At 55.1% G+C, this 20,321-nt stretch carries 16 protein-coding genes; 15 read left to right on the forward strand and 1 reads right to left on the reverse strand.

Annotated features, from left to right (window positions below; genetic code table 11):
• Window positions 1–69 precede the first annotated feature (69 nt).
• The 13 genes from ACT3T6_RS11290 to ACT3T6_RS11350 all read left to right on the forward strand — a co-directional run bounded on the left by ACT3T6_RS11290 (window position 70) and on the right by ACT3T6_RS11350 (window position 16,427).
• A complete protein-coding gene (locus tag ACT3T6_RS11290) occupies window positions 70–960 on the forward strand; it encodes a carbohydrate ABC transporter permease (RefSeq protein ID WP_193053968.1) in 891 nt (296 codons plus the stop codon).
• A 25-nt stretch (window positions 961–985) separates the two neighbouring features.
• A complete protein-coding gene (locus ACT3T6_RS11295) occupies window positions 986–1,861 on the forward strand; it encodes a carbohydrate ABC transporter permease (RefSeq protein WP_193053967.1) in 876 nt (291 codons plus the stop codon).
• Window positions 1,862–1,872: 11 nt separating this feature from the next.
• A complete protein-coding gene (locus tag ACT3T6_RS11300; protein ID WP_193053966.1) occupies window positions 1,873–3,048 on the forward strand; it encodes an ABC transporter ATP-binding protein in 1,176 nt (391 codons plus the stop codon).
• Window positions 3,045–3,722 carry an HAD family hydrolase gene (locus tag ACT3T6_RS11305; RefSeq protein ID WP_193053965.1) on the forward strand — a complete coding sequence of 226 codons (678 nt, stop codon included), beginning with the start codon at window positions 3,045–3,047 and terminating at the stop codon, window positions 3,720–3,722. The genes ACT3T6_RS11300 and ACT3T6_RS11305 overlap by 4 nt, the downstream gene beginning before the upstream one ends.
• 48 nt (window positions 3,723–3,770) lie before the next feature.
• Window positions 3,771–4,556 carry an L-iditol 2-dehydrogenase gene (locus ACT3T6_RS11310; RefSeq protein WP_193053964.1) on the forward strand — a complete coding sequence of 262 codons (786 nt, stop codon included), beginning with the start codon at window positions 3,771–3,773 and terminating at the stop codon, window positions 4,554–4,556.
• A 7-nt stretch (window positions 4,557–4,563) separates the two neighbouring features.
• Window positions 4,564–5,184 (forward strand): nucleoside/nucleotide kinase family protein, encoded by a 621-nt coding sequence (locus ACT3T6_RS11315; RefSeq protein WP_193053963.1) that lies wholly within the window; start codon window positions 4,564–4,566, stop codon window positions 5,182–5,184.
• 82 nt (window positions 5,185–5,266) lie between these two features.
• A complete protein-coding gene (locus ACT3T6_RS11320) occupies window positions 5,267–6,754 on the forward strand; it encodes a mannitol dehydrogenase family protein (RefSeq protein ID WP_193053962.1) in 1,488 nt (495 codons plus the stop codon).
• On the forward strand, window positions 6,754–8,241 hold the full coding sequence (gene xylB / locus ACT3T6_RS11325; RefSeq protein ID WP_193053961.1) for a xylulokinase: 1,488 nt from the start codon (window positions 6,754–6,756) through the stop codon (window positions 8,239–8,241). The genes ACT3T6_RS11320 and xylB overlap by 1 nt, the downstream gene beginning before the upstream one ends.
• A gap of 81 nt (window positions 8,242–8,322) precedes the next feature.
• Window positions 8,323–9,168: a fructosamine kinase family protein gene (locus tag ACT3T6_RS11330; RefSeq protein WP_193053960.1), complete on the forward strand. Its 846-nt coding sequence runs from the start codon at window positions 8,323–8,325 to the stop codon at window positions 9,166–9,168.
• 319 nt (window positions 9,169–9,487) lie between these two features.
• A complete protein-coding gene (locus ACT3T6_RS11335) occupies window positions 9,488–10,945 on the forward strand; it encodes a TolC family outer membrane protein (RefSeq protein WP_193053959.1) in 1,458 nt (485 codons plus the stop codon).
• Between the two features lie 145 nt (window positions 10,946–11,090).
• Window positions 11,091–12,365, forward strand: coding sequence for an efflux RND transporter periplasmic adaptor subunit (locus ACT3T6_RS11340; protein ID WP_193053958.1), 1,275 nt, complete (start codon window positions 11,091–11,093; stop codon window positions 12,363–12,365).
• Entirely contained in the window at window positions 12,365–15,550 is a 3,186-nt protein-coding gene (locus ACT3T6_RS11345) for an efflux RND transporter permease subunit (RefSeq protein WP_193053957.1), read from the forward strand. The genes ACT3T6_RS11340 and ACT3T6_RS11345 overlap by 1 nt, the downstream gene beginning before the upstream one ends.
• A gap of 202 nt (window positions 15,551–15,752) precedes the next feature.
• On the forward strand, window positions 15,753–16,427 hold the full coding sequence (locus ACT3T6_RS11350; RefSeq protein ID WP_193053956.1) for a hypothetical protein: 675 nt from the start codon (window positions 15,753–15,755) through the stop codon (window positions 16,425–16,427).
• 361 nt (window positions 16,428–16,788) lie between these two features.
• On the opposite strand, the gene ACT3T6_RS11355 is transcribed toward ACT3T6_RS11350, so the two are convergent.
• Entirely contained in the window at window positions 16,789–17,400 is a 612-nt protein-coding gene (locus ACT3T6_RS11355; protein WP_193053955.1) for a TetR family transcriptional regulator, read from the reverse strand.
• 225 nt (window positions 17,401–17,625) lie between these two features.
• Here ACT3T6_RS11355 and ACT3T6_RS11360 point away from each other — a divergent pair, with 225 nt between their 5' ends.
• A complete protein-coding gene (locus tag ACT3T6_RS11360) occupies window positions 17,626–18,657 on the forward strand; it encodes a succinylglutamate desuccinylase/aspartoacylase family protein (RefSeq protein ID WP_193053954.1) in 1,032 nt (343 codons plus the stop codon).
• A gap of 201 nt (window positions 18,658–18,858) precedes the next feature.
• A complete protein-coding gene (locus ACT3T6_RS11365; RefSeq protein WP_193053953.1) occupies window positions 18,859–20,313 on the forward strand; it encodes a catalase in 1,455 nt (484 codons plus the stop codon).
• Window positions 20,314–20,321: the final 8 nt, after the last annotated feature.

Below are 20,321 nucleotides of genomic sequence, written 5' to 3' on the forward strand. Positions count from 1 at the left end.
GCGCCTACCCGTTACGCGGGTAGGTGTGTTGTAACGGTTTCTCGTTGGTTTTTTCGCGCAGGTATTCCCATGACTAAAACACGTGCTTCTGGCCGTACGGTTGGCGGGCTAAGAACGTTATCGCTTCAAGCTCCCGCTGTGACGCTGCTGTTGTTATGGATGATCATACCGTTAGGCATGACGATATGGTTCTCCTTCCAGTACTACAACCTGCTGATGCCGGGCATGAGTGGCTTTGCCGGGGTTGAAAACTACGAGTATTTGCTAACCGACCCCGCACTGTGGAAGGCAATGGGCAATACCTTGCTGCTGGTAGGCTGGGTATTGGCGATTACCGTAGTAGGCGGCACGCTGCTGGCCGTTCTTTTTCAACAAGACTTTGCCGGGCGCGGTATTGCCCGAGTGCTGGCAATTTCACCCTTTTTTGTAATGCCCACCGTGAGTGCGCTGGTGTGGAAAAACATGATGATGCACCCCTCCAACGGGGTGTTGGCATGGTTGGCAAACTCGTTTGGTTTGCCTGCCGTGGATTGGTTTTCAACGCTCCCGTTAACCTCCATCGTGATTATTGTGGCGTGGCAGTGGCTACCCTTTGCGCTGTTGATTCTGCTCACCGCCATGCAATCCCTGGATGAAGACCAGGTGGAAGCCGCACGAATGGATGGTGCCGGGCCTATCGCGATCTTCTTCTTTATAACGCTTCCGCATCTTAAGCGAGCCATCAGCGTGGTGATCATGATCGAAATGATCTTCCTGCTGACCATTTTTGCCGAAATTTTTGTGACCACCTCAGGCGGGCCTGGGCTTGCGACCACCAATTTGGCTTATCTGATCTACATGCGGGCGCTGCTTGATTTTGATGTGGGGGTTGCCTCTGCAGGCGGGGTAATCGCGATTATTCTTGCCAACATCGTGGCGATTTTCCTGGTGCGGATGGTTGCGAAAAACCTTGAAGATTAGCGCTTTGGGCACTTGGAGAATATAAATGTCATTATTACGTTCCACTACGCCAGCGCAAAACGTGTCGGGGGCGGGCACTGCCCGCGGGTCGGCCGGCATGAAAACGCTCGTGATTACGCTGGTGGGCTGGTCGGTAGCGCTGGTGATTTTCTTCCCGATTTTATGGATGATACTCACCGGGTTTAAAACCGAAGCGGCCGCAATTGCCGACCCAAGCTTTATCTTTACGCCCACGCTTGAAAGCTACGAAGCCGTGCAGGCGCGCTCAGGCTATGCACGCTTTGCGCTCAACAGTGTTGCCGTCGCCTTTGGCTCGACGTTTCTGGCGCTGTTAATTGCTATTCCTTCTGCCTATGCCATGGCCTTTCTGCCCACTAAACGCACCAAGGGCACGTTGCTCTGGATGCTTTCTACCAAGATGCTGCCGCCTGTTGGCGTGTTGGTACCGATCTATCTTATTTTCCGCGATGTCGGGCTGCTGGATACCCGCACGGGGCTGATCATTATTTACACGCTAATGAACCTGCCGATTGTGGTGTGGATGCTTTACACCTTCTTTAAGGACATGCCCAAGGACATCCTTGAAGCCGGGCGAATGGACGGTGCCTCGACGCTACAAGAAGTGTTCTTCCTGCTCTTGCCGCTCACTCTGCCAGGCATTGCCTCTACCGGTTTGCTCTCGGTTATCTTGAGCTGGAACGAAGCGTTCTGGAGTCTCAATCTCACCTCTTCCAAGGCGGCACCGTTAACCGCTTATATCGCCTCGTTCTCAAGTCCTGAAGGGCTGTTCTGGGCCAAGCTCTCGGCGGCTTCTACCATGGCCATCGCCCCTATCCTCATTCTTGGCTGGATGACCCAAAAACAAATGGTGCGTGGCCTGACCTTTGGCGCCGTCAAGTAAAGGAGTTTTGCATGGCAACCTTACAACTTAACAATATTACCAAGCGCTTTGGCGACACCGCGGTCATCAAAGGGATCAACCTTGAAGTCAACGACCGCGAGTTTGTGGTGTTTGTGGGGCCTTCCGGCTGCGGAAAATCAACGCTGATGCGCATTATCGCGGGGCTTGAGAGCGCCACTGATGGCGATATCGTGATTGATGGCCAGCGAATGAACGATGTGGGGCCTGCCGACCGTGGCTTGGCGATGGTGTTTCAAAGCTATGCCCTGTACCCGCACATGACGGTAGAGGGCAATATGGGCTTTAGCATGCGCTTGGCCGGTGTGCCCAAAGAGGAGCGCCGCGCCAAGGTGCTGGAAACTGCTAAAATACTTCAGCTTGAGCCGCTGCTTGACCGCAAGCCCAAGGCGCTTTCCGGTGGTCAGCGTCAGCGCGTGGCGATTGGTCGAGCTATCGTGCGCAACCCGAGTATTTTCCTGTTTGATGAGCCGCTTTCCAACCTGGATGCCGCGCTGCGCGTACAGATGCGTATTGAGCTTGCCCGCCTGCACGAAAAACTCAACGCCACCATGATTTACGTGACCCACGACCAGATTGAAGCCATGACCATGGCCGATAAGATTGTCGTCTTGCATGACGGCGTGGTCGAACAGGTCGGTTCACCCATGGCGCTCTACCATCACCCGGCAAACCGCTTTGTGGCCGGGTTTATTGGCTCGCCAAAAATGAATTTCTTTGATGTTGAATTAATCAGTACCTCGCCGGAAGGTGTTCAGGTTCGCTTGCCAGGTGGTGGCGAATGCATGGTGCCCGTCAACGCCCAAGCGCTTGAAAACGCGTCTTCTGAAAACACACCAGTCGAAAGCCAGCCAGCCCTTGAACTGGGTATTCGCCCCGAGCACCTGGTGCTTGATGAGGCGGGTGCGCTCAGTGGCCAGATTGAAGTGCTTGAGCGCTTGGGTGGGCAAACCTCGCTGTATGTACGTATGGGTGACCTGTTGGTCACGCTGATGACGGATGGGGATGTGGCCTATCGCGTTCACGAGACCATACGCTTTGGCTTCGCCCCTGAGCGGGCACACTTGTTTGCGGCCGATGGCCGCGCGTTGCCCAGTCTTGCTCAGCATCCGCTGGCGGGGCTTACGCGCCACGATAACCGCACACCCGGTGATGAGGCGTTGGCATGAAGGCAGTGATATTTGACTGCGATGGCGTGTTGGTGGATAGCGAAGCACTGGCGGAAGGTGTGCTGGAGGAGTATCTCGGTAGGTGGCTACCCGATTTGAACATTGCCGAGCGGCTTAGCCAGGCGTTGGGAATGACTACCGGCGACATTCTTAAGCACCTGGAGCAGCACAGCGTGTATACGCTACCTGATAACGCCACTGAACAGGTGGACGCGACCATTGAAGCGCGCCTGGCGCGTGAGCTTGCCCCTGTCGCGGGCGCGCACGATGCCGTGTTGGCAATTCCCTTGGCCAAGGCGGTGGTATCCAACAGCCGCCGTCAGCGGGTTGTAGCGTCACTTGCGTGCACTCAGCTGGCTGATGCCTTTGGCAAGGACACGCCTATTTTTACGGCGGACCAGGTAGCCAACCCCAAGCCAGACCCCGCGCTTTATCTGCTGGCCGCCACGCAGCTGGGCTATCTCCCTGGTAATTGTCTGGTCATCGAAGACAGCGTGGCGGGTGTCACCGCCGCTCACGCGGCCGGTATGTGTGTCATTGGTTTTGTCGGTGCCAGCCACGTGGATGCCGAACAGCCAGCACGGCTTTTACACGCAGGCGCCTGGCGTATTTTGGAGCACATGCAGGGGCTGAACGCGCTGGTGAATGAGTGGCAAGTACGCATTGCTAGCTAAGCAGGCGGCTGTTAGCACTCAACAACACTCAAATAAGACGGGGCGATAATGAAACTGACCGATAAAGTGGCGGTGATTACCGGGGGCGCACGGGGCATCGGCTTGGCAATTGCGCAACGCTATTTGGAAGAGGGAGCCAAGGTGGTGGTGGCGGATATTGATGCCGCGGCCATTGAGGAAGCCCTTGCCGTGTTGCACCAGCAGGCCCGTGGGCAGGAGACGCTAGGGGTCGTGCTTAATGTCTGCCAGCGCGCCTCTATTGATGCCATGGTGGAAAAGGTCGTGGCGCATTTTGGCGGTATCGATATTTTGGTCAATAACGCCGCAGTTTTTGATTTGGCACCGGTGCTTGAAGTGACCGAGGAGAGTTTTGATAAGCAGTTTGCGGTGAACACCAAGGGGCTTTTCTTTACGCTACAGACGGTCGCTCAATGGATGGTTGAGCAGGGGCGGGGCGGCAAAATTATCAATATGGCCTCCCAGGCAGGAAGGCGGGGCGAGGCCTTGGTGAGCGTTTACTGCGCCAGTAAAGCCGCCGTGATTAGCCTGACGCAATCCTCTGGCCTGGACTTGATCAAACATGCGATCAACGTTAACGGCATTGCCCCAGGTGTCGTCGATACTCCGATGTGGGAAGCAGTGGATGCGCTGTTTGCTCGCTATGAAAACCGCCCCTTGGGCGAGAAAAAGCGCCTGGTCAGTGAAGCCGTACCCTTTGGCCGCATGGGCTTGCCGGAGGATCACACCGGTGCTGCGGTCTTTTTGGCCAGTGCCGACAGCGATTACGTTGTTGCTCAGACGCTCAATGTGGATGGCGGTAACTGGATGAGCTGAGGTGGTTATGACACCCGAACTTGATAGCCTGGCCCGCCAAATTATTGGTTCAGCCGAAGGCGCTTCGCGCTATCTGGTTGCGCTCGCAGGGCCGCCGGGCGCAGGTAAGTCCTATCGTAGCGCTCTGCTTTGCGAGGCTATTAATCAGCTGCTTCCAGGTCAGGCGGGGCTCGTGCCGATGGACGGCTACCATTTCGACAATGCCGTGCTGGGCAAGCAGCAGTTGCCGATAAAAGGCGCGCCTCATACCTTCGATGTGGACGGGTTGCGCAGCGCCCTTGAGCGTATTCGCCAGGCGCAGCATCCGGTCGCGGTGCCCGTCTTTGATCGGCCGTTGGATTTAGCACGGGCAGGAGGGCGGCTCATCACCCTTGAGCAACGCATTGTGATTGTCGAGGGCAACTACTTGCTGCTCGACCGCTCCCCCTGGCGTGAGCTACGTCCGCTGTTTGACTGGACGCTGTTTCTGGACGTCGACGATGAGGTATTGGTGGGCCGGCTAATCCAGCGCTGGCTTGAGATGGGCCAGGACCACGCAGGGGCGCTGGAGCGTACCCACCGAAAAGATATGCTCAACGCGCAACTCGTCAAACGCTGCTCCTTACCTCCCGATCAACACTGGCACTAATGCCAATGCGCTGCTTCACCCTCTTTTTAACCGTTTTCAAATCTACCCATCGCGCCAAGCAGGTTTTGGCTGGAGAGTACCCATGACCCGACTTAATAATCACAATCTGGGCAATTTAAACGGCGATGTTGCCATACCATGCTATGAGCGTGCGAAGCTAACGCCTGGCATTGTGCATGTCGGCGTAGGCGGTTTTCATCGGGCTCATCAGGCCATGTACCTTGATGAGCTGATGCAGCAAGGGCTGGCGCTTGATTGGGGTATCGTGGGCGTTGGCGTTATGCAGGGTGATAAACGCATGCAGCAGGCGCTTGCCGCGCAGGATTACCTTTACACTCTGGTGGTGAAGCACCCTAACGGCCAGTACGCGCCTCGGGTTATCGGCAGCATGGTTAATTACCTGTTTGCCCCGGAGGACGCAGAGGCGGTCATAGAGCAGATGGCCGACCCGGCCATTCGAATTGTCTCACTCACCGTGACGGAAGGAGGCTATAACTTTCATCCAGTAACGGGCGAATTTAACCTCGAAAATTCCCAAGTGAGTGAGGATCTTGCGCACCCTGAAAAGCCCTCCACCAGTTTTGGCCTGATTGTCGAGGCGCTGGTACGCCGCCGTGAGCGCGGCATTGCTCCGTTTACCGTCATGTCGTGTGACAACATTCAGGGCAATGGCGACGTGGCCAAGCGCATGTTCACCGCCTATGCCCGTGCCCGCGACAGCCAACTGGGCGAGTGGCTTGCGTCAGAGGTTGCGTTTCCCAACGCCATGGTCGACCGCATCACTCCCGTTACCGCACAGGCGGATATTGATGAACTGTCTCAGCGCTTTGGGGTAGAAGACGCTTGGCCGGTGGTATGCGAGCCGTTTACGCAGTGGGTGCTGGAAGATCACTTTCCGCTGGGCCGTCCGCCGTTTGAGCGGGTAGGCGTGCAGGTGGTCGAGGATGTTGAGCCCTACGAGTTAATGAAACTGCGGCTTTTAAATGCCAGCCATCAGGCGCTCACCTACTTTGGCTATTTAGCGGGCTATCGCTATGCCCATGAAGTTTGCCAGGACCCCTTGTTTGTAGATTTTCTGCTCGGCTATATGCGTGAAGAGGGCTCGCCCACGTTGGCGCCTGTGCCCGGTGTCGACCTGGAAGCTTACCGCTTAACGCTGATTGAGCGGTTTGCCAACCCCGAAATTAAGGATACGCTAGCGCGGCTGTGTGCCGAAAGTTCAGACCGTATTCCCAAGTGGCTGGTGCCGGTGATCCATCATCAGTTGGCTCACGGAGGCGAGATCAAGCGCAGCGCAGCGGTAGTGGCCAGCTGGGCACGCTACGCTGAAGGAGTCGATGAGCAGGGCGAGCCCATCGAGATTGTAGATCGCTTAAAGGAAACGCTGACCGCAATCGCCGCTGAAAACCGTACCCGGCCCAGCGCGTTTATCGACAATCGTGAGCTGTTCGGCGACCTGGTCGACCATCCGCGCTTTTATGAGGCTTATGTCCAAACGCTTAATTCGCTGCATAAGCACGGCGCACGGGCTACGCTTGAGGCGCTTGTGGCATCCAAAGGAACGCTGTGATGTATATTGGTGTGGATTGCGGTACCCAGAGTACCAAGGTCGTAGTGGTTGATGTGGAGCGCGGCGTTATCCTGGGCGAGGCAAGCCGCCCGCATCGGCTGGATGAAGGTGAAAATGGCCGCCGTGAACAGGCGCCCTCTGAATGGTTAGCGGCTTTAAAAGGTGCCTTTTTTAGTGCCCTGGAGCGCGCTGGGGTCAATGCCTCGCAGGTTCGCGGTATCGGTGTGTCAGGTCAGCAGCATGGCATGGTGGCATTGGATGCTGATGGTGTGCCGGTTTACCCCGCCAAACTATGGTGCGATACCGAAACCAGCGCCCAAAACAGTGATCTTGTCGCCCGCTTGGGCGGTGAAACAGGGTGCCTGGAAAAATTGGGGCTGGTGCTACAGACCGGCTATACCGCCTCTAAAGTCGCCTGGCTGCGCGAGCATCAGCCGGACGCCTACCGGCGCATCGATAGTCTGTTATTGCCCCACGATTACCTGAACTTTTGGCTGACAGGCGAGCGTGTGACCGAAGCGGGCGATGCCTCGGGCACCGGCTATTTTGATACCCGCACGCGGTGCTGGCAGTTGGAGGTGTTTGCTGAAATAGCCCCTGAGCTTGACCCGCAACGCGTACTGCCACGCTTGTTGGAAGCTCATGAACCGGCAGGGATGGTGCGCCCACTGATTGCCCGCGAGCTGGGGCTTGGCGATAACGTGGTGGTCTCTTCAGGCGGCGGCGACAACATGCTAGGGGCGATTGGTACCGGCAATATTACCCCAGGCCTGATAACCCTTAGTCTGGGTACCTCGGGCACCGTTTGCGCTTATTCGCCTGAGCCTATTCTCTGCGATAACGCCATGGTGGCTAATTTCTGCTCAAGTACCGGCGGGTGGCTGCCGCTTATCTGCACCATGAACGTGACTTCGGCCACCACGCGGATACGTGAACTGTTTGGTTTGGATTTAACAACGTTTAGCGACCAGGTGGCCAGCGCCCCGGTAGGTGCTGAGGGCGTTACCGTGCTACCGTTTTTCAACGGTGAGCGCGTACCTATGCTGCCGGAGGCGTCGGCTGATTTTTTGGGCTTGAACAGTATCAATACCCACCAGGCAAACCTGTGCCGTGCGGTGGTTGAAGGGGCTACCTTCGGGCTGCGCTATGGGCTTGAGTTACTGGGCGATTTAACCGCAGGCGCCAGCCAAATCCGGCTGATCGGCGGCGGGGCCAATAGCCCGGTATGGCGGCAGATGGTGGCCGATATTACGGGCACGGAAGTAATATGCCCGGAGATTACCGATGCCGCTGCGCTAGGTGCGGCCATTCAAGCTGCATGGTGTGATCAACGTGCACAGGGCGTAACGCTTGACGCGTTATGTAACCGCCTCGTTCATCTTGATGCGCACTCGCTTGCGGAGCCGAACCTTGCACGCGTTGAGGCGTATCAAGAGGTCTATGCGCGCTATACGCAAGCGCTAAAGCAGCGCCATCAAAACGTATAGCGGCTTATAACATTTTCAAAAAATCGACGTGCACAGGGGTTAGCAGGCACACTGGGGGAATACTATCCAGCGGAGACGGCGATGGATGCTACCCTGCGAAGGCTACTCGACGCCCAGGCGATACGGCCAACCGGTGAATTAACGCCGCTTGGCGGTGGAGACAGTGCGGCGGTATATGCACTTGAAACCTCCCAGGGGCGGGTGGTCGTCAAGCATGATAAGGCCGAGCGCTTGCGCGGAGAAGCGGAAGGGCTACGTGCCCTTAGAGGAGCCTGCAAAACGCTTATTGTGCCGGACGTGCTAGGCCTGGATGAAGAGTGGTTGCTGCTTGAGTCGTTAAACACCCAGCCCAGCGGGCCTACCAGTGACACCCTCTTGGGTGAAGGGCTGCGTAAGCTGCATAGCGCTATTGGTGAAGCCCACGGCTGGCATGAGGATAATGCCTGTGGGCAAACGCCACAATCCAACACGCTGCATAAGAACGGGCGCGTTTTTCAGCGCGAGCGGCGCCTATTCCCGCTTAGTGATGCCTGCTTTCAACACGGTTTGATTGATCATGCACTACGCGCCCGCATCGAACACATTGCTTATCAGCTTGAAGAGTGGCTGCCAGAGGCGCCCGCAAGCCTTTTGCATGGCGACTTATGGTCGGGCAACGTATTGATCACTACCCGTGGCCCTGCCTTAATCGACCCTGCCGTTTATCGTCATTATCCCGATGTGGATATTGCCATGCTGACGCTGTTTGGTTCGCCGGGCAGCGGCTTTTTTGATGCCTACTGGGAGGGCAGTGCCCCGGCTGATTGGTCGAGGCGTGAGGCGCTGTTTCAGCTGTACCCGCTGCTTAATCATTTACTGCTTTTTGGAGCGACCTATCGCACCGGTATTGAGCAGCGCGTAGCTCTACTTGAAACCTGCGCTCACTAAGCTGAAAGCGAAGTGGCGGTAATAGCAGTAATAGATGTAGCAAAAGAAGTAGTAATAGAAGAATTACCCACTAAAGTACAAACAGTAAAATATAAACAAAGGGGCAGGGCGATAGCGTGAAGAATAGCAGAGAAGCAGTGCTGAAAATCCTGGCGTCATGCTTTGGTCCAGGCTAACAGGATGAGGCTTGACAAGCTCTTTGTTCATACAATTTGCTAGACTTCAAGTCTAGCATACATACATGAATGTAACTATAATGCCATCTTCCATAAATAGTTTACTAATAGCATTCCCATCGTTGACACCTAGAGGCACCACCATGCGACTGGCAAACTGGGCAGTCAATGCCCCTTTACGACCCTTATTACTAGCCGTTTTCACTGCGTCTATTGCGCTGCCTGCTCAGGCGGCAGACCTGATAACGGTCGCTCGTGAAGCGCTGAGCAATAACGCCACGCTAAATTCAGCTCGTGCTCAGTACTCTGGGGTCGAAGCCGGTCGGGATGTTGCGAGAGGCGCGCTGCTGCCGCAGGTGAATGCATCAGGCAACGTGGCGCACCATGAGCAATTTGAAAGTCAGTCAACGCGCACCACACCGGGCGCCGGAGGGGGAGCTGGTGTTGGAGGGGGAGATGATCGCTATAACAGCGTATCGCTGACCCTGGAAGCCACTCAAATGCTGTTTGATGAAGTGGCGCGCCAGCAATTCAATCAGGCTGATCGCGAAATCGACCAGCAGTTCTACCTGTTGGCTGCGACCGAACAACAGCTGCTTTTTGATGTTGTTAACGCCTATTTCGATATCCTTCGTGCGCATGATGTACTGACCACCCGACAGGCCCAGGAGCGTGCTATTGAACGCCAGCTGGAGCAGGCCAGTGAGCAGTTTGAAGTGGGTTTGATTGCCATTACCGACGTCGAAGAAGCACGCTCAAGCTATGATCAGACGCGTGCTAATCGGCTCGCCGCTGAGAGCAACCTGCAGGTGGCTTTTGAGGTGCTTGAGCAGTTAACCGGTCAGCGTTACCCGAACATCAACGCGCTAGGCGATGCGATGCCGGTGGTGAAGCCTTCAAGCAATCGTGACTACTGGGTTGAACAAGCGATTGAGCTTAATCCTCAAGTCCTTGCTCAGCAGGCGGGCATCGAAATTTCACGCGTGGGCGTTGATATTGCCCGTGCCGGTCGCCTGCCCACGTTCCAGGCATTCGCCAACTATCAGCATGCCGATAATGATCGCGATGCGGTTAGCGGTTATGACGCCTCCGGTCAGGTCGGGATATCGGCCAATCTGCCTATTTATACCGGTGGCAGTACCAGTGCGAGTATCCGCCAAGGCACTTACCAGTTGGAAAGTACGCAGTACGAGTTTGAGTCTCAGCGCCGTACCACGATCCAGCAAGTGCGCTCGCTCTACACCCAGGTCAGCAATAACGTTGAAACGGTAGAAGCGCGTCAGCAAACTATCGTATCAGCGCGCAGTGCGTTGGAAGCCACGCAGGTAGGGTATGAAGTCGGCACACGTAATATCGTCGATGTGCTGAATGCCGAGCAGAGTTATTACGACGCCATTGCTGATTATGCTGAGTCACGTTACGACTATGTCGTTAACTTCCTTGGGTTGCGCCAGCAGGCAGGGTTGTTGGATGTACCGGCGATCGAAGAAGTGAATGCCTGGCTAACGGATGATCAGGTGACCTTTGCAATACCTGATACCGATGGTGGCAGCTATGAGCGTGCCATGAATATTGGTGCGCCACCGACGCTGGATCGTTGATCACAACGAACCGTCGGCGCTTTTAAGACATGCTTTTAAAACATGACTTTATGAGTCGTCTGCATTCGAATAAAGCGTCATTGGACACCAGGGCTGCCGCCAGCGCCGTCAATCAACGTTTTGAAAAGATCAAGGGAACCCACGCATGAGAAAAATGATTCACTCACGCCGAGCGAGTCTAGTAACGCTGATTGCCGCGCTAGTGTTGACGGCCTGTGGCCAGGACCAATCACAAGAGCAGCAGGCCGAGCAGCCAGAGGCTCCTCCTCATAAGGTGGAAGTGGCGGAAGCCGTACGTCAGGATATTCCGTTAAATAAATCGTACCCTTCGTTACTGCGTAGCGATAGTGAAGTGACGCTGGTGGCACGTGTTAACGGTTATCTTGAAGAGCGCCACTTCCAGCCTGGCCAATTGGTGGAAGAGGGTGATTCGCTGTATACCATTGAGCCTGATCTTTACCAGTCAACGGTTAACCAGCGTGAAGCTGACCTACAAAGTGCTCGTGCCGAGTTATCCCGCGCTCAGCGTGATGCCCAGCGCTTTGAGCAACTGCTCAGCCAAAATTCTGTAAGTCGCCAGCAGTATGACCAGGCGCAGGCAGAGCAGCGCGTGGCACAAGCCAATGTTGCCCAAGCTGAGGCTGCACTACGCAGTGCTAACCTGGACCTTGGCTATTCAAATGTAACGGCTCCTGTGTCGGGCATGATCAGTTTGAGCCAGGTTAACGTTGGCAACCTGGTTACCTCAGGAACTGAGCTTGCCACTATCACCCCGCTGGACCCGCTTGAAGTGCGTTTTCAACTGCCCCAGCGTGATGCCTTTGAGCTACGCCGCCAGTTGCGTGAAGAGGGCGACTCGTCCATTACCGCGCTGTTAAGCGTGCCCGGCGTAAGCGGTGCCAGCGGGTCTGAACTTGAAGGTCAGCTCGACTTCCTGGGCTCCCGCGTGGATGCCGGTACCAGTACCGTTCAGGCGTCTGCCAGCTTTGCTAATCCGGATGGCGCTATCCTGCCCGGCCAATTTGTGCGCGTACGCCTTGATGGTCTGCGCCGTTTTAACGTAATGGCTGTACCTGAAATTGCGGTCACCCAAGGTTTAATGGGCCCTCGCGTATTTGTCCTGGATGAAAATGACCAGGCGCGCGAGCGTACGGTGCAATTAGGCGAAGTCGCTGGCCCTTGGCAGATCATTGTTGACGGCCTTGAAGAGGGCGACCGTGTGATTGTGGGCGACCCAGCAGGCATTGAGCCTGGTATGGCCATTGACCCGCAGCCGTTTGATGGCGACGCCAATGAAGTAGTTGAGCGTGTTGAAGAGGCTGACGCTCAGGAGCAACAAGAGCAAGCCGCTGCCGCTTCCCAAATGACAGAGGGTGCTGGTGATGTGCCTGCAGGGGAAGAGGAAGAGGGTACTCAATAATGAATTTCTCCAACTTCTTTATCAGCCGGCCGATTTTCGCCACGGTACTTGCGATTATCCTCACGCTGATAGGTGCCATGGCCATGCGGATACTGCCCATTGAGCAGTATCCAAGTGTGGTGCCGCCCACCGTATCTGTACAGGCTCAATTCCCAGGCGCTGACGCTGAGACGGTCGCCCAGACGGTCGCTGCACCGTTGGCAGAGGCAATCAACGGGGTAGAGGACATGCTTTACATGACCTCTAACAGCGCTGATAACGGCATTATGAGCCTGAGTGTCGCGTTTAATATTGGCACTGATGGTGATATCAATACCATCAACGTTAATAACCGTGTTCAGGGGGCGCTTTCTCAGCTGCCCGAGCAGGTTCAGGCTCAGGGCGTTAACGTTTCACTGCGCTCTGACTCGATCCTTATGTTGATCGCCCTAACGTCCCCGAACGGCGATTACAACAACGTGTATATGCAGAACTACGCCACGCTTAATATCCTCGATGACCTACGCCAGGTGCCTGGCGTAGGTAATGCCGAGGTGCTGGGAGGTGGTGAGTTTGCCATGCGTATCTGGATGGACCCTGACAAGCTGGCGCAATACGACCTCACGCCGAGTGAGGTGGCTAATGCTATCCGTTCACAAAATACCGAAATCCCTGCCGGTAATTTAGCCGCCACGCCGCAAGGTAGCCCGCGCGCTTATACGTATACCATCACTGCCGGTGGCCGTTTATCGGATACGGATGATTTCCGTAATATCTATTTGCGCACTAACCCTGATGGCTCATCGCTACGCCTGGAAGATGTAGCACGCATTGAGTTGGGGGCATCGTTTTACGGCATTGATGCACAGCTTAATGGTTCAACGATGACGCCGATCATCATCAACCAGCAGCCGGGCGCCAATGCGCTGGCCACGGCTGATGCCGTGCGTGAAACCATGGCAGATCTTTCCAACCGTTTCCCGCCAGGGCTTGAGTATGTTACGCCGTACGACACCACGCAGTTTATCGATGCGTCGGTAGAAACGGTATTGCATACCTTTATTGAAGCCTTCCTGATCGTTATCGTGATCCTGTTTATCTTCCTGCAGAACTGGCGCTTTACCGTGATTGCCATGTCGGTGGTGCCAGTGTCGGTGATTGGTACCTTTGCAGGCTTTTACCTGTTTGATTTTTCTATCAACCTGCTAACGCTATTCGCCCTGGTGCTCTCAATCGGGATAGTGGTGGATGATGCGATACTGGTGGTGGAGAACGTTGAGCGTGTATTAAGCGAAGATGACGAGGTTACCGTCAGAGAAGCAACGGTTCGTGCCATGCGCGAGGTTGGCGGGCCAGTTATTGCCACCTCACTGATCATGGCCGCTGTTTTCGTACCTGTTGCGTTTATGGGCGGCTTTACTGGGCAGATCTATCAGCAGTTCGCGATTACTGTCGCGATCTCGGTAGCGCTGTCAGCGCTAATGGCGTTGACGTTTACACCGGCGCTGTCTGCCATCTTCATCAAGCATAATTTGCATCATTCTCGCCAGTCAGCATTCAAGCGGGCGATTACTACACCTCTGCGTCTATTTGATCGCTTGTTTGCAGGTATCACCGCGGTTTATATGTGGTTTGTGGTGCGCCTAGTACGCTTTTGGGTGCTCGCCTTGGCGCTAACGATCGCAACCGGTGCCGGCTCCTACTGGTTGTACGCCAATACGCCCTCAACATTGGTGCCGGAAACCGACCAGGGCATCGTGCTGGTCAGCGTGTCGCTACCCGATGCCGCCTCGCTTGACCGCACCGAGAACTACATGGCAAAACTTAGCTCCGCTATTGAGGATATTCCCGGGGTGCAATACTCCTCGGCGATAGCGGGCTACGATATTCTTGCAGGCTCGGTCAATACGGCGCGCGGGATTATCTTTGTCAATATGGTGCCTTGGGGAGACCGTGATCTAACGGCAGCGAGCCTGGTGGGGCAAATTATGCAGCTGGGGGCCAGTATTGATGGCGGTACTGCCATGGCTTTTAACGTACCGCCGATTATGGGGCTTTCTACCACCGGTGGGTTCACCGGCTATCTGCAGTCGTTTGACGGCGCCTCACCTCGCGAGCTTTACGAAGCCTCACTACAGATTATGGGCGCGGCGAATCAGCACCCAGCGTTAAATCAGGTCTTTACCACCTTTAACGTGAACGTGCCTTCCTACCGAGCTGAAATTGACCAGCAGAAAGCGCTTAGCTATGGCGTGGCACTGGAGAATATCAACTCGGCGTTATCCAACACCTTTGGTAATGGCTTTGTGAACTTCTTTAGTTACCAAAACCGTAACTTCCAGGTGTATCTACAAAACGAGGATCAATTCCGTAAAACGCCTGACGACTTAAATAGTGTCTTCGTGCGAGGGGGCAATGGTGAGCGTATCCCGCTCTCTGAGTTTGTCACGCTGGAGCGTCAGGTAGGTCCATCGGTCGTATCACGCTTTGGCGTGTACACCGGCGCGCAGTTCCAGGGCGGCGCGGCGCCTGGCTATAGCTCTACCCAAGCCATTGAAGCCATGAATGAAGTCGTCATGGATACGCTCGGGCCTAACTGGGGCATGGGCTGGACCGGTACGGCTTACCAGGAAGCAAACATGGGTAATACAGCGATGCTTGCCATTGTGTTTGGTATCTTGATGGTCTTCCTGATCCTGGCGGCCCAGTATGAAAGCTGGTCGTTGCCCCTGGCGGTACTTACCGCAACGCCGTTTGCCTTCCTGGGCGGGATTGGAGGCATCGCGTTGCGAGGCTTGGATACCAGTGTGTATGTGCAGATTGGTATGTTGGTGGTCGTGGGGCTTGCGGCGAAGAACGCGATCTTGATCGTGGAGTTTGCCGAACTGCAGCGTAAAGAGCAGGGCAAAACGATTCGCGAAGCCGCGATTACGGCCGCTGAGCTGCGTTTCCGTCCTATCGTCATGACATCGCTTGCGTTTATTTTTGGTACCTTGCCACTGGCCTTGGCAACCGGCGCCAGCGATGTAAGTAGCCACCATATCGGGACAACCGTTGCGGTGGGCATGGCCTCTGTGGCCGTTTTGGGAAGCGTGTTTATTCCCAGCTTCTACGCCATGATCGCCACTGTGTCCGATTGGCTCTATCGTAAACGTCATCCGGATCGCGATAACCAGAAACCGGCACTGGAGCACGACCAGCCGTAACCGCGTTTCACCACTAATGAGCGGGCACTACCGAAAGGGAGTGCCCGTTTTTTTATGCTGTAATGATTCGCATCAAGGCTGCCAAGGGCAAAAAAGAATAGTTTGGACTATGCTAAAAGAGACCACACGTTTTTAGCCTGGACCCATCATATACGCCCAGGCGGAAACAGCACCGGACGAAATGTCTGGAGGAGGACACGCCATGCAACCTGTTATTTCTGCTGCGCTACAGTTTCCAACCATTGTATTTACGTTTCTAATGGGGCTGTTAGCGCTGTATTGGATGTTGGTGCTGCTTCGAATAGCCCCTCTTGAGTTATTTGAGCGCGACAGCCTGCGCGATGATCACATGGCCAGTACGCTGGTGTCGTTAGGGTTTGCAGGGGTGCCAGCGACGCTTGCGCTGACGTTTCTTGTCGTGATTGCGGGGAGTTTGGCATTAGCGGTAGAGCTTTTAGTGTTGCGTTGGCTATCGCTGGGCATGTTGCGCGTGCCGGTAGGCGTGCTGATCCTGTGGGTATCCTTTGCTGTTGCTTCACCCGTTGCCGCCGTCTTATGCCATCGCTTACACCGGGGCTTGCATCGCTATCAGCCCTTTACGCGGCGCTGCCTGTTGGGTTCGACGGTTATCGTGTCCGGGCGTCAGGGCGATGGATTTGCCATGGCAGTGATTGAAAACGAGCCCAATAGCCATGTCAGGCTGCACTGTAAAGAAGGGGATTGCCCACAAGAGGGCGAGCGTCGTGTTCTGGTGAAATACCTCGCTGGTGAGAGCGCTTATCGCAGCGTAATGGAACAAACCTATCTGGATACTCGGGTACGTTTAAATAAGCTGCGTCTTCGCTATCACCACCAGGGTGAAGGCTACTCAACCTAACGTTATTAGCGATTAACGTTCACTACTCGCACCCGCGCCGCCACTGCCTTGTTAGCCATTGCCTTATGGATGACATGTCTGTGGCGGTGTAGCTTTACCCAACGGTGTTGAATGCTGGCCACTAATCACCACAATAGAGGGTCATTCCAGTAGAGGCAGGTTGCTGCATTGCAGCGGATGGCATGGATTCGGGTTTGTACGAAAAGTTGCTGAGCGAAGGCCAGACAAGGCAAAAATCAGCGAAAAAACGGACCGAGCTCGCGCACGAGTTTACATGTGTAAATGAGTATTTTGATCGGACTCGCGCACGAGCTGATTTTTAACGCCGCATGGTCGAGCGTAAGCAGTTTTCGTGCAAAGCCTAGCGTTGCATAATGCGTATCAATGTATCAATCAGTTCGCCGCCGCGTTGGCGTATGGAGAACGTATCCGGTGTGCGTAGCCAGTCGTGGAAAAGGCCTCCCAGTGTCGACTGCAACATGCGCGTCGCCACCTCTGGTGTCACATCTTCACGCAGCAGCTGCTGATGCTCCGCTTCTTTGAACACAATCAGCATTTCTGAATAACACTCTTCACCTATATCATCCTGCATGGCAAGTGGGTTGATATCGCTAAAAAACTCGCAGCGGTGGAGCAAAATGGAAAGAATCCGCTGGTGAGAAGGTTGCTCAAGACGCGCCAGACCTGCATGACAGGCAAGCCGGATGGCCTCCATCGGAGAGATAGTTTCATCGGCCTTGCTGACAGCTTCCATTAGCGACTGGAACGGCATGTGTACGCGCTCCACCAGTGCCATAAACAAGTCGCCCTTGTTTTTAAAATGCCAGTAGACCGCGCCACGGGTTAATCCCGCATGGCGAGCAACCTGCTCAAGAGACGTGCGTGCAACACCCTTTGCAAAAAATACCTCTTCGGCCGCATCCAGCAACGCTTCTCGGGTAGCAGCGGCTTCCGCTTTGGTCTTTCTCGCCATGGAAACGCAACCTCATTAATGACACAAGATGAACATATTTTATCCGATATGGTGTAATTTTTACATTCAAAACTGTATGGATAGATGATTAAACGCATGGCTTGTGTTATCAAAACCTCATGTCTCGAAACCGCTGGGGCTCACTGCGTGCGGTAGGCGCATCGCCATGCCCTCATTAATGCCATTTTCTTAGTGGTTAATCACGCTGAAAAAAGGAGACTCAGGATGGCGCGAGCACCTTTTCAACTTGCCGGGCACACCATACTGCCTGGCCAACGTTCCCAAATTGATGTGCCGGTGGCGCGTCTTTATACCCATACCCCCCTGCATATTACGGTCGAAGTGGTACACGGACGTAAAGAGGGGCCCGTTATATTGGTGTGTGGTGGCATTCACGGGGATGAGATCAATGGCGTTGAAATTGTACGTCGCTTATTACGCTCAAAGGCCATCAAAAGCCTAAGAGGTACCTTGATTGCCGTGCCGGTGGTTAACGTTTTTGGCTTCCTGCAGCAAACGCGCTACCTGCCTGACCGACGCGATCTCAACCGCTGTTTCCCGGGCAGTGAAAACGGCTCCCTCGGGGGGCGAATCGCGGCGCTATTTCGCGAGCAGATTGTCGATCAGGCGACGCATATTATTGATCTTCATACCGGCGCAATTCATCGCACGAACCTTCCCCAAATACGCGCGCAGTTAAGTCCTGGCAGTGAAACCGAGCGCATGGCCGATGCCTTCGGCGCGCCGGTGATTCTGAATGCAGAGCTGCGCGAAGGTAGCCTGCGTCACTATGCACAAACGCGTGGCATTCCGGTACTGACTTATGAGGCGGGGGAAGCGCTGCGCTTTGATGAGTGGGCCATTGCCCCCGGTGTACGCGGCGTACTGCGTGTAATGCGCCGCCTGGATATGCTGACCGGCGAACAGCGGCGCCGCTCGCCAGCGCCTGCCGAGCTTGCCAATGGGTCCAGTTGGGCGCGTGCACCTATCGACGGTATTTTAAGGCCCAAAGTGCGCCTGGGCGCGCGTGTCGCCAAGGAGGAAGTGCTCGGTATAGTGGCCGACCCATTTGGCAATCAAGAAGGCGAGGTCAAGTCGATGGCCGATGGCATTGTGATTGGCATGAGCCGACTGCCGTTAGCCAATGAAGGTGAGGCGCTTTATCACATTGCTCGTTTTGATGAGATAGAAGAAGCCGAAACGGCGATTGAGAGCTTTCAATCAAGCCTGACACCGCCCCCGGACGCACTCTATTAAATGTTTGATAAGCGCCATAAAAAAAGCTTATTAGCGCAATAGCCAAGCAGTACATGAGATAGCTGGCGGGAAGCAGTTCCTTTGACTATACCTATGAGGGAGTGGTTATCCTAAATTAAAAATAATAAGCACAAATGTATGATTTGTTTCTATAAAGCGGTGCCTTGAGTGCCGTGCGAGCCGTGACATGGAGAAAAAGCGATGACGAGCGATAAACCCAAGCATACGACGACAGGGGCTGGCATTCCGGTATCCAGTGATGAACACTCTCTTTCGGTAGGCCCGGATGGCCCGATTGTACTGCACGATCATTTTCTGATGGAGCAAATGGCGGCTTTCAACCGCGAGATGATCCCCGACCGCCAACCACATGCCAAGGGTAGCGGCGCTTTTGGCCACTTTGAAGTCACCCATGATGTCAGTAAGTACACTAAAGCCAAGTTTCTGAAAAAAGGCACAAAAACAGACGTACTCATTCGCTTCTCAACGGTCGCAGGGGAAAGCGGCAGCCCGGATACTTGGCGTGATCCACGCGGGTTTGCGGTGAAGTTCTATACCGAAGAGGGCAACTTCGACATGGTGGGTAACAATACCCCTGTGTTCTTTGTCCGCGATCCGATGAAGTTCCAGCACTTTATCCACTCGCAAAAGCGTCGCGCCGATAACGGCCTGCGTGACCACGATATGCAGTGGGATTTCTGGACGCTGGTGCCGGAGTCCGCCCACCAGGTGGCTTGGCTAATGGGCGACCGCGGCGTGCCTGCTACGTGGCGGCACATGAACGGTTACTCCAGCCATACCTATATGTGGGTGAACGATGAAGGTGAGCGGTTCTGGGTGAAGTATCACTTCAAAACCGACCAGGGCATCAAGTGCATGACCCAGGAGCAGGCCGACCAGATGGCCGGTAGCGATGCGGATTACCACCGCCGTGACCTGTTTGAAGCCATCAAACGCGGCGAGTATCCCACCTGGACACTGCAGATGCAGATCATGCCCTTCGAGGATGCCAAAACGTATCGCTACAATCCTTTTGATCTCACCAAGGTGTGGCCCCACGCCGACTATCCGCTGATGGAAGTGGGTAAGCTAACCCTTAATGAAAACCCCACCGACTTCCATAGCCAAATCAATCAGGCTGCCTTCGAGCCTAACAACATGGTACCCGGCACTGGGCTTTCACCCGACAAGATGCTGCTGGCGCGCTCAATCTCCTATGCCGATGCGCACCGAGCTCGCTTGGGTGTGAACTACAAGCATATCCCGGTCAATACACCCAAGAGCCCGGTCAATAGCTATACCCAGGGCGGGGCGATGCGGGTGCATAACGCAACGGACCCGGTATATGCGCCGAACAGCAAAGGCGGCCCCAAAGCCGATGGCGAGCGCTTCCCGGAAGATGCCGTATGGGCGACCAGCGGTGAGCTTGTACGTACCGCCTACACGCTGCGTAAAGACGATGACGACTGGAGCCAACCGCATACGTTGGTGCGTGAGGTAATGGATGACGCCGCACGTGACCGGCTGTTATCCAACGTGGTGGGGCACTTGTCGGGTGGCGTAACAGAGCCAGTGCTGGAGCGCGCCTTCGAGTACTGGCGTAATATCGACCAGGAAGTTGGTGAGCGTATCGAAAAAGGCGTGCGCGGCAACTAAACCACGCA

It is taken from the genome of Halomonas sp. 72 (genome assembly GCF_052379785.1).
Classification (GTDB): Bacteria; Pseudomonadota; Gammaproteobacteria; order Pseudomonadales; family Halomonadaceae; genus Vreelandella; species Vreelandella citrativorans.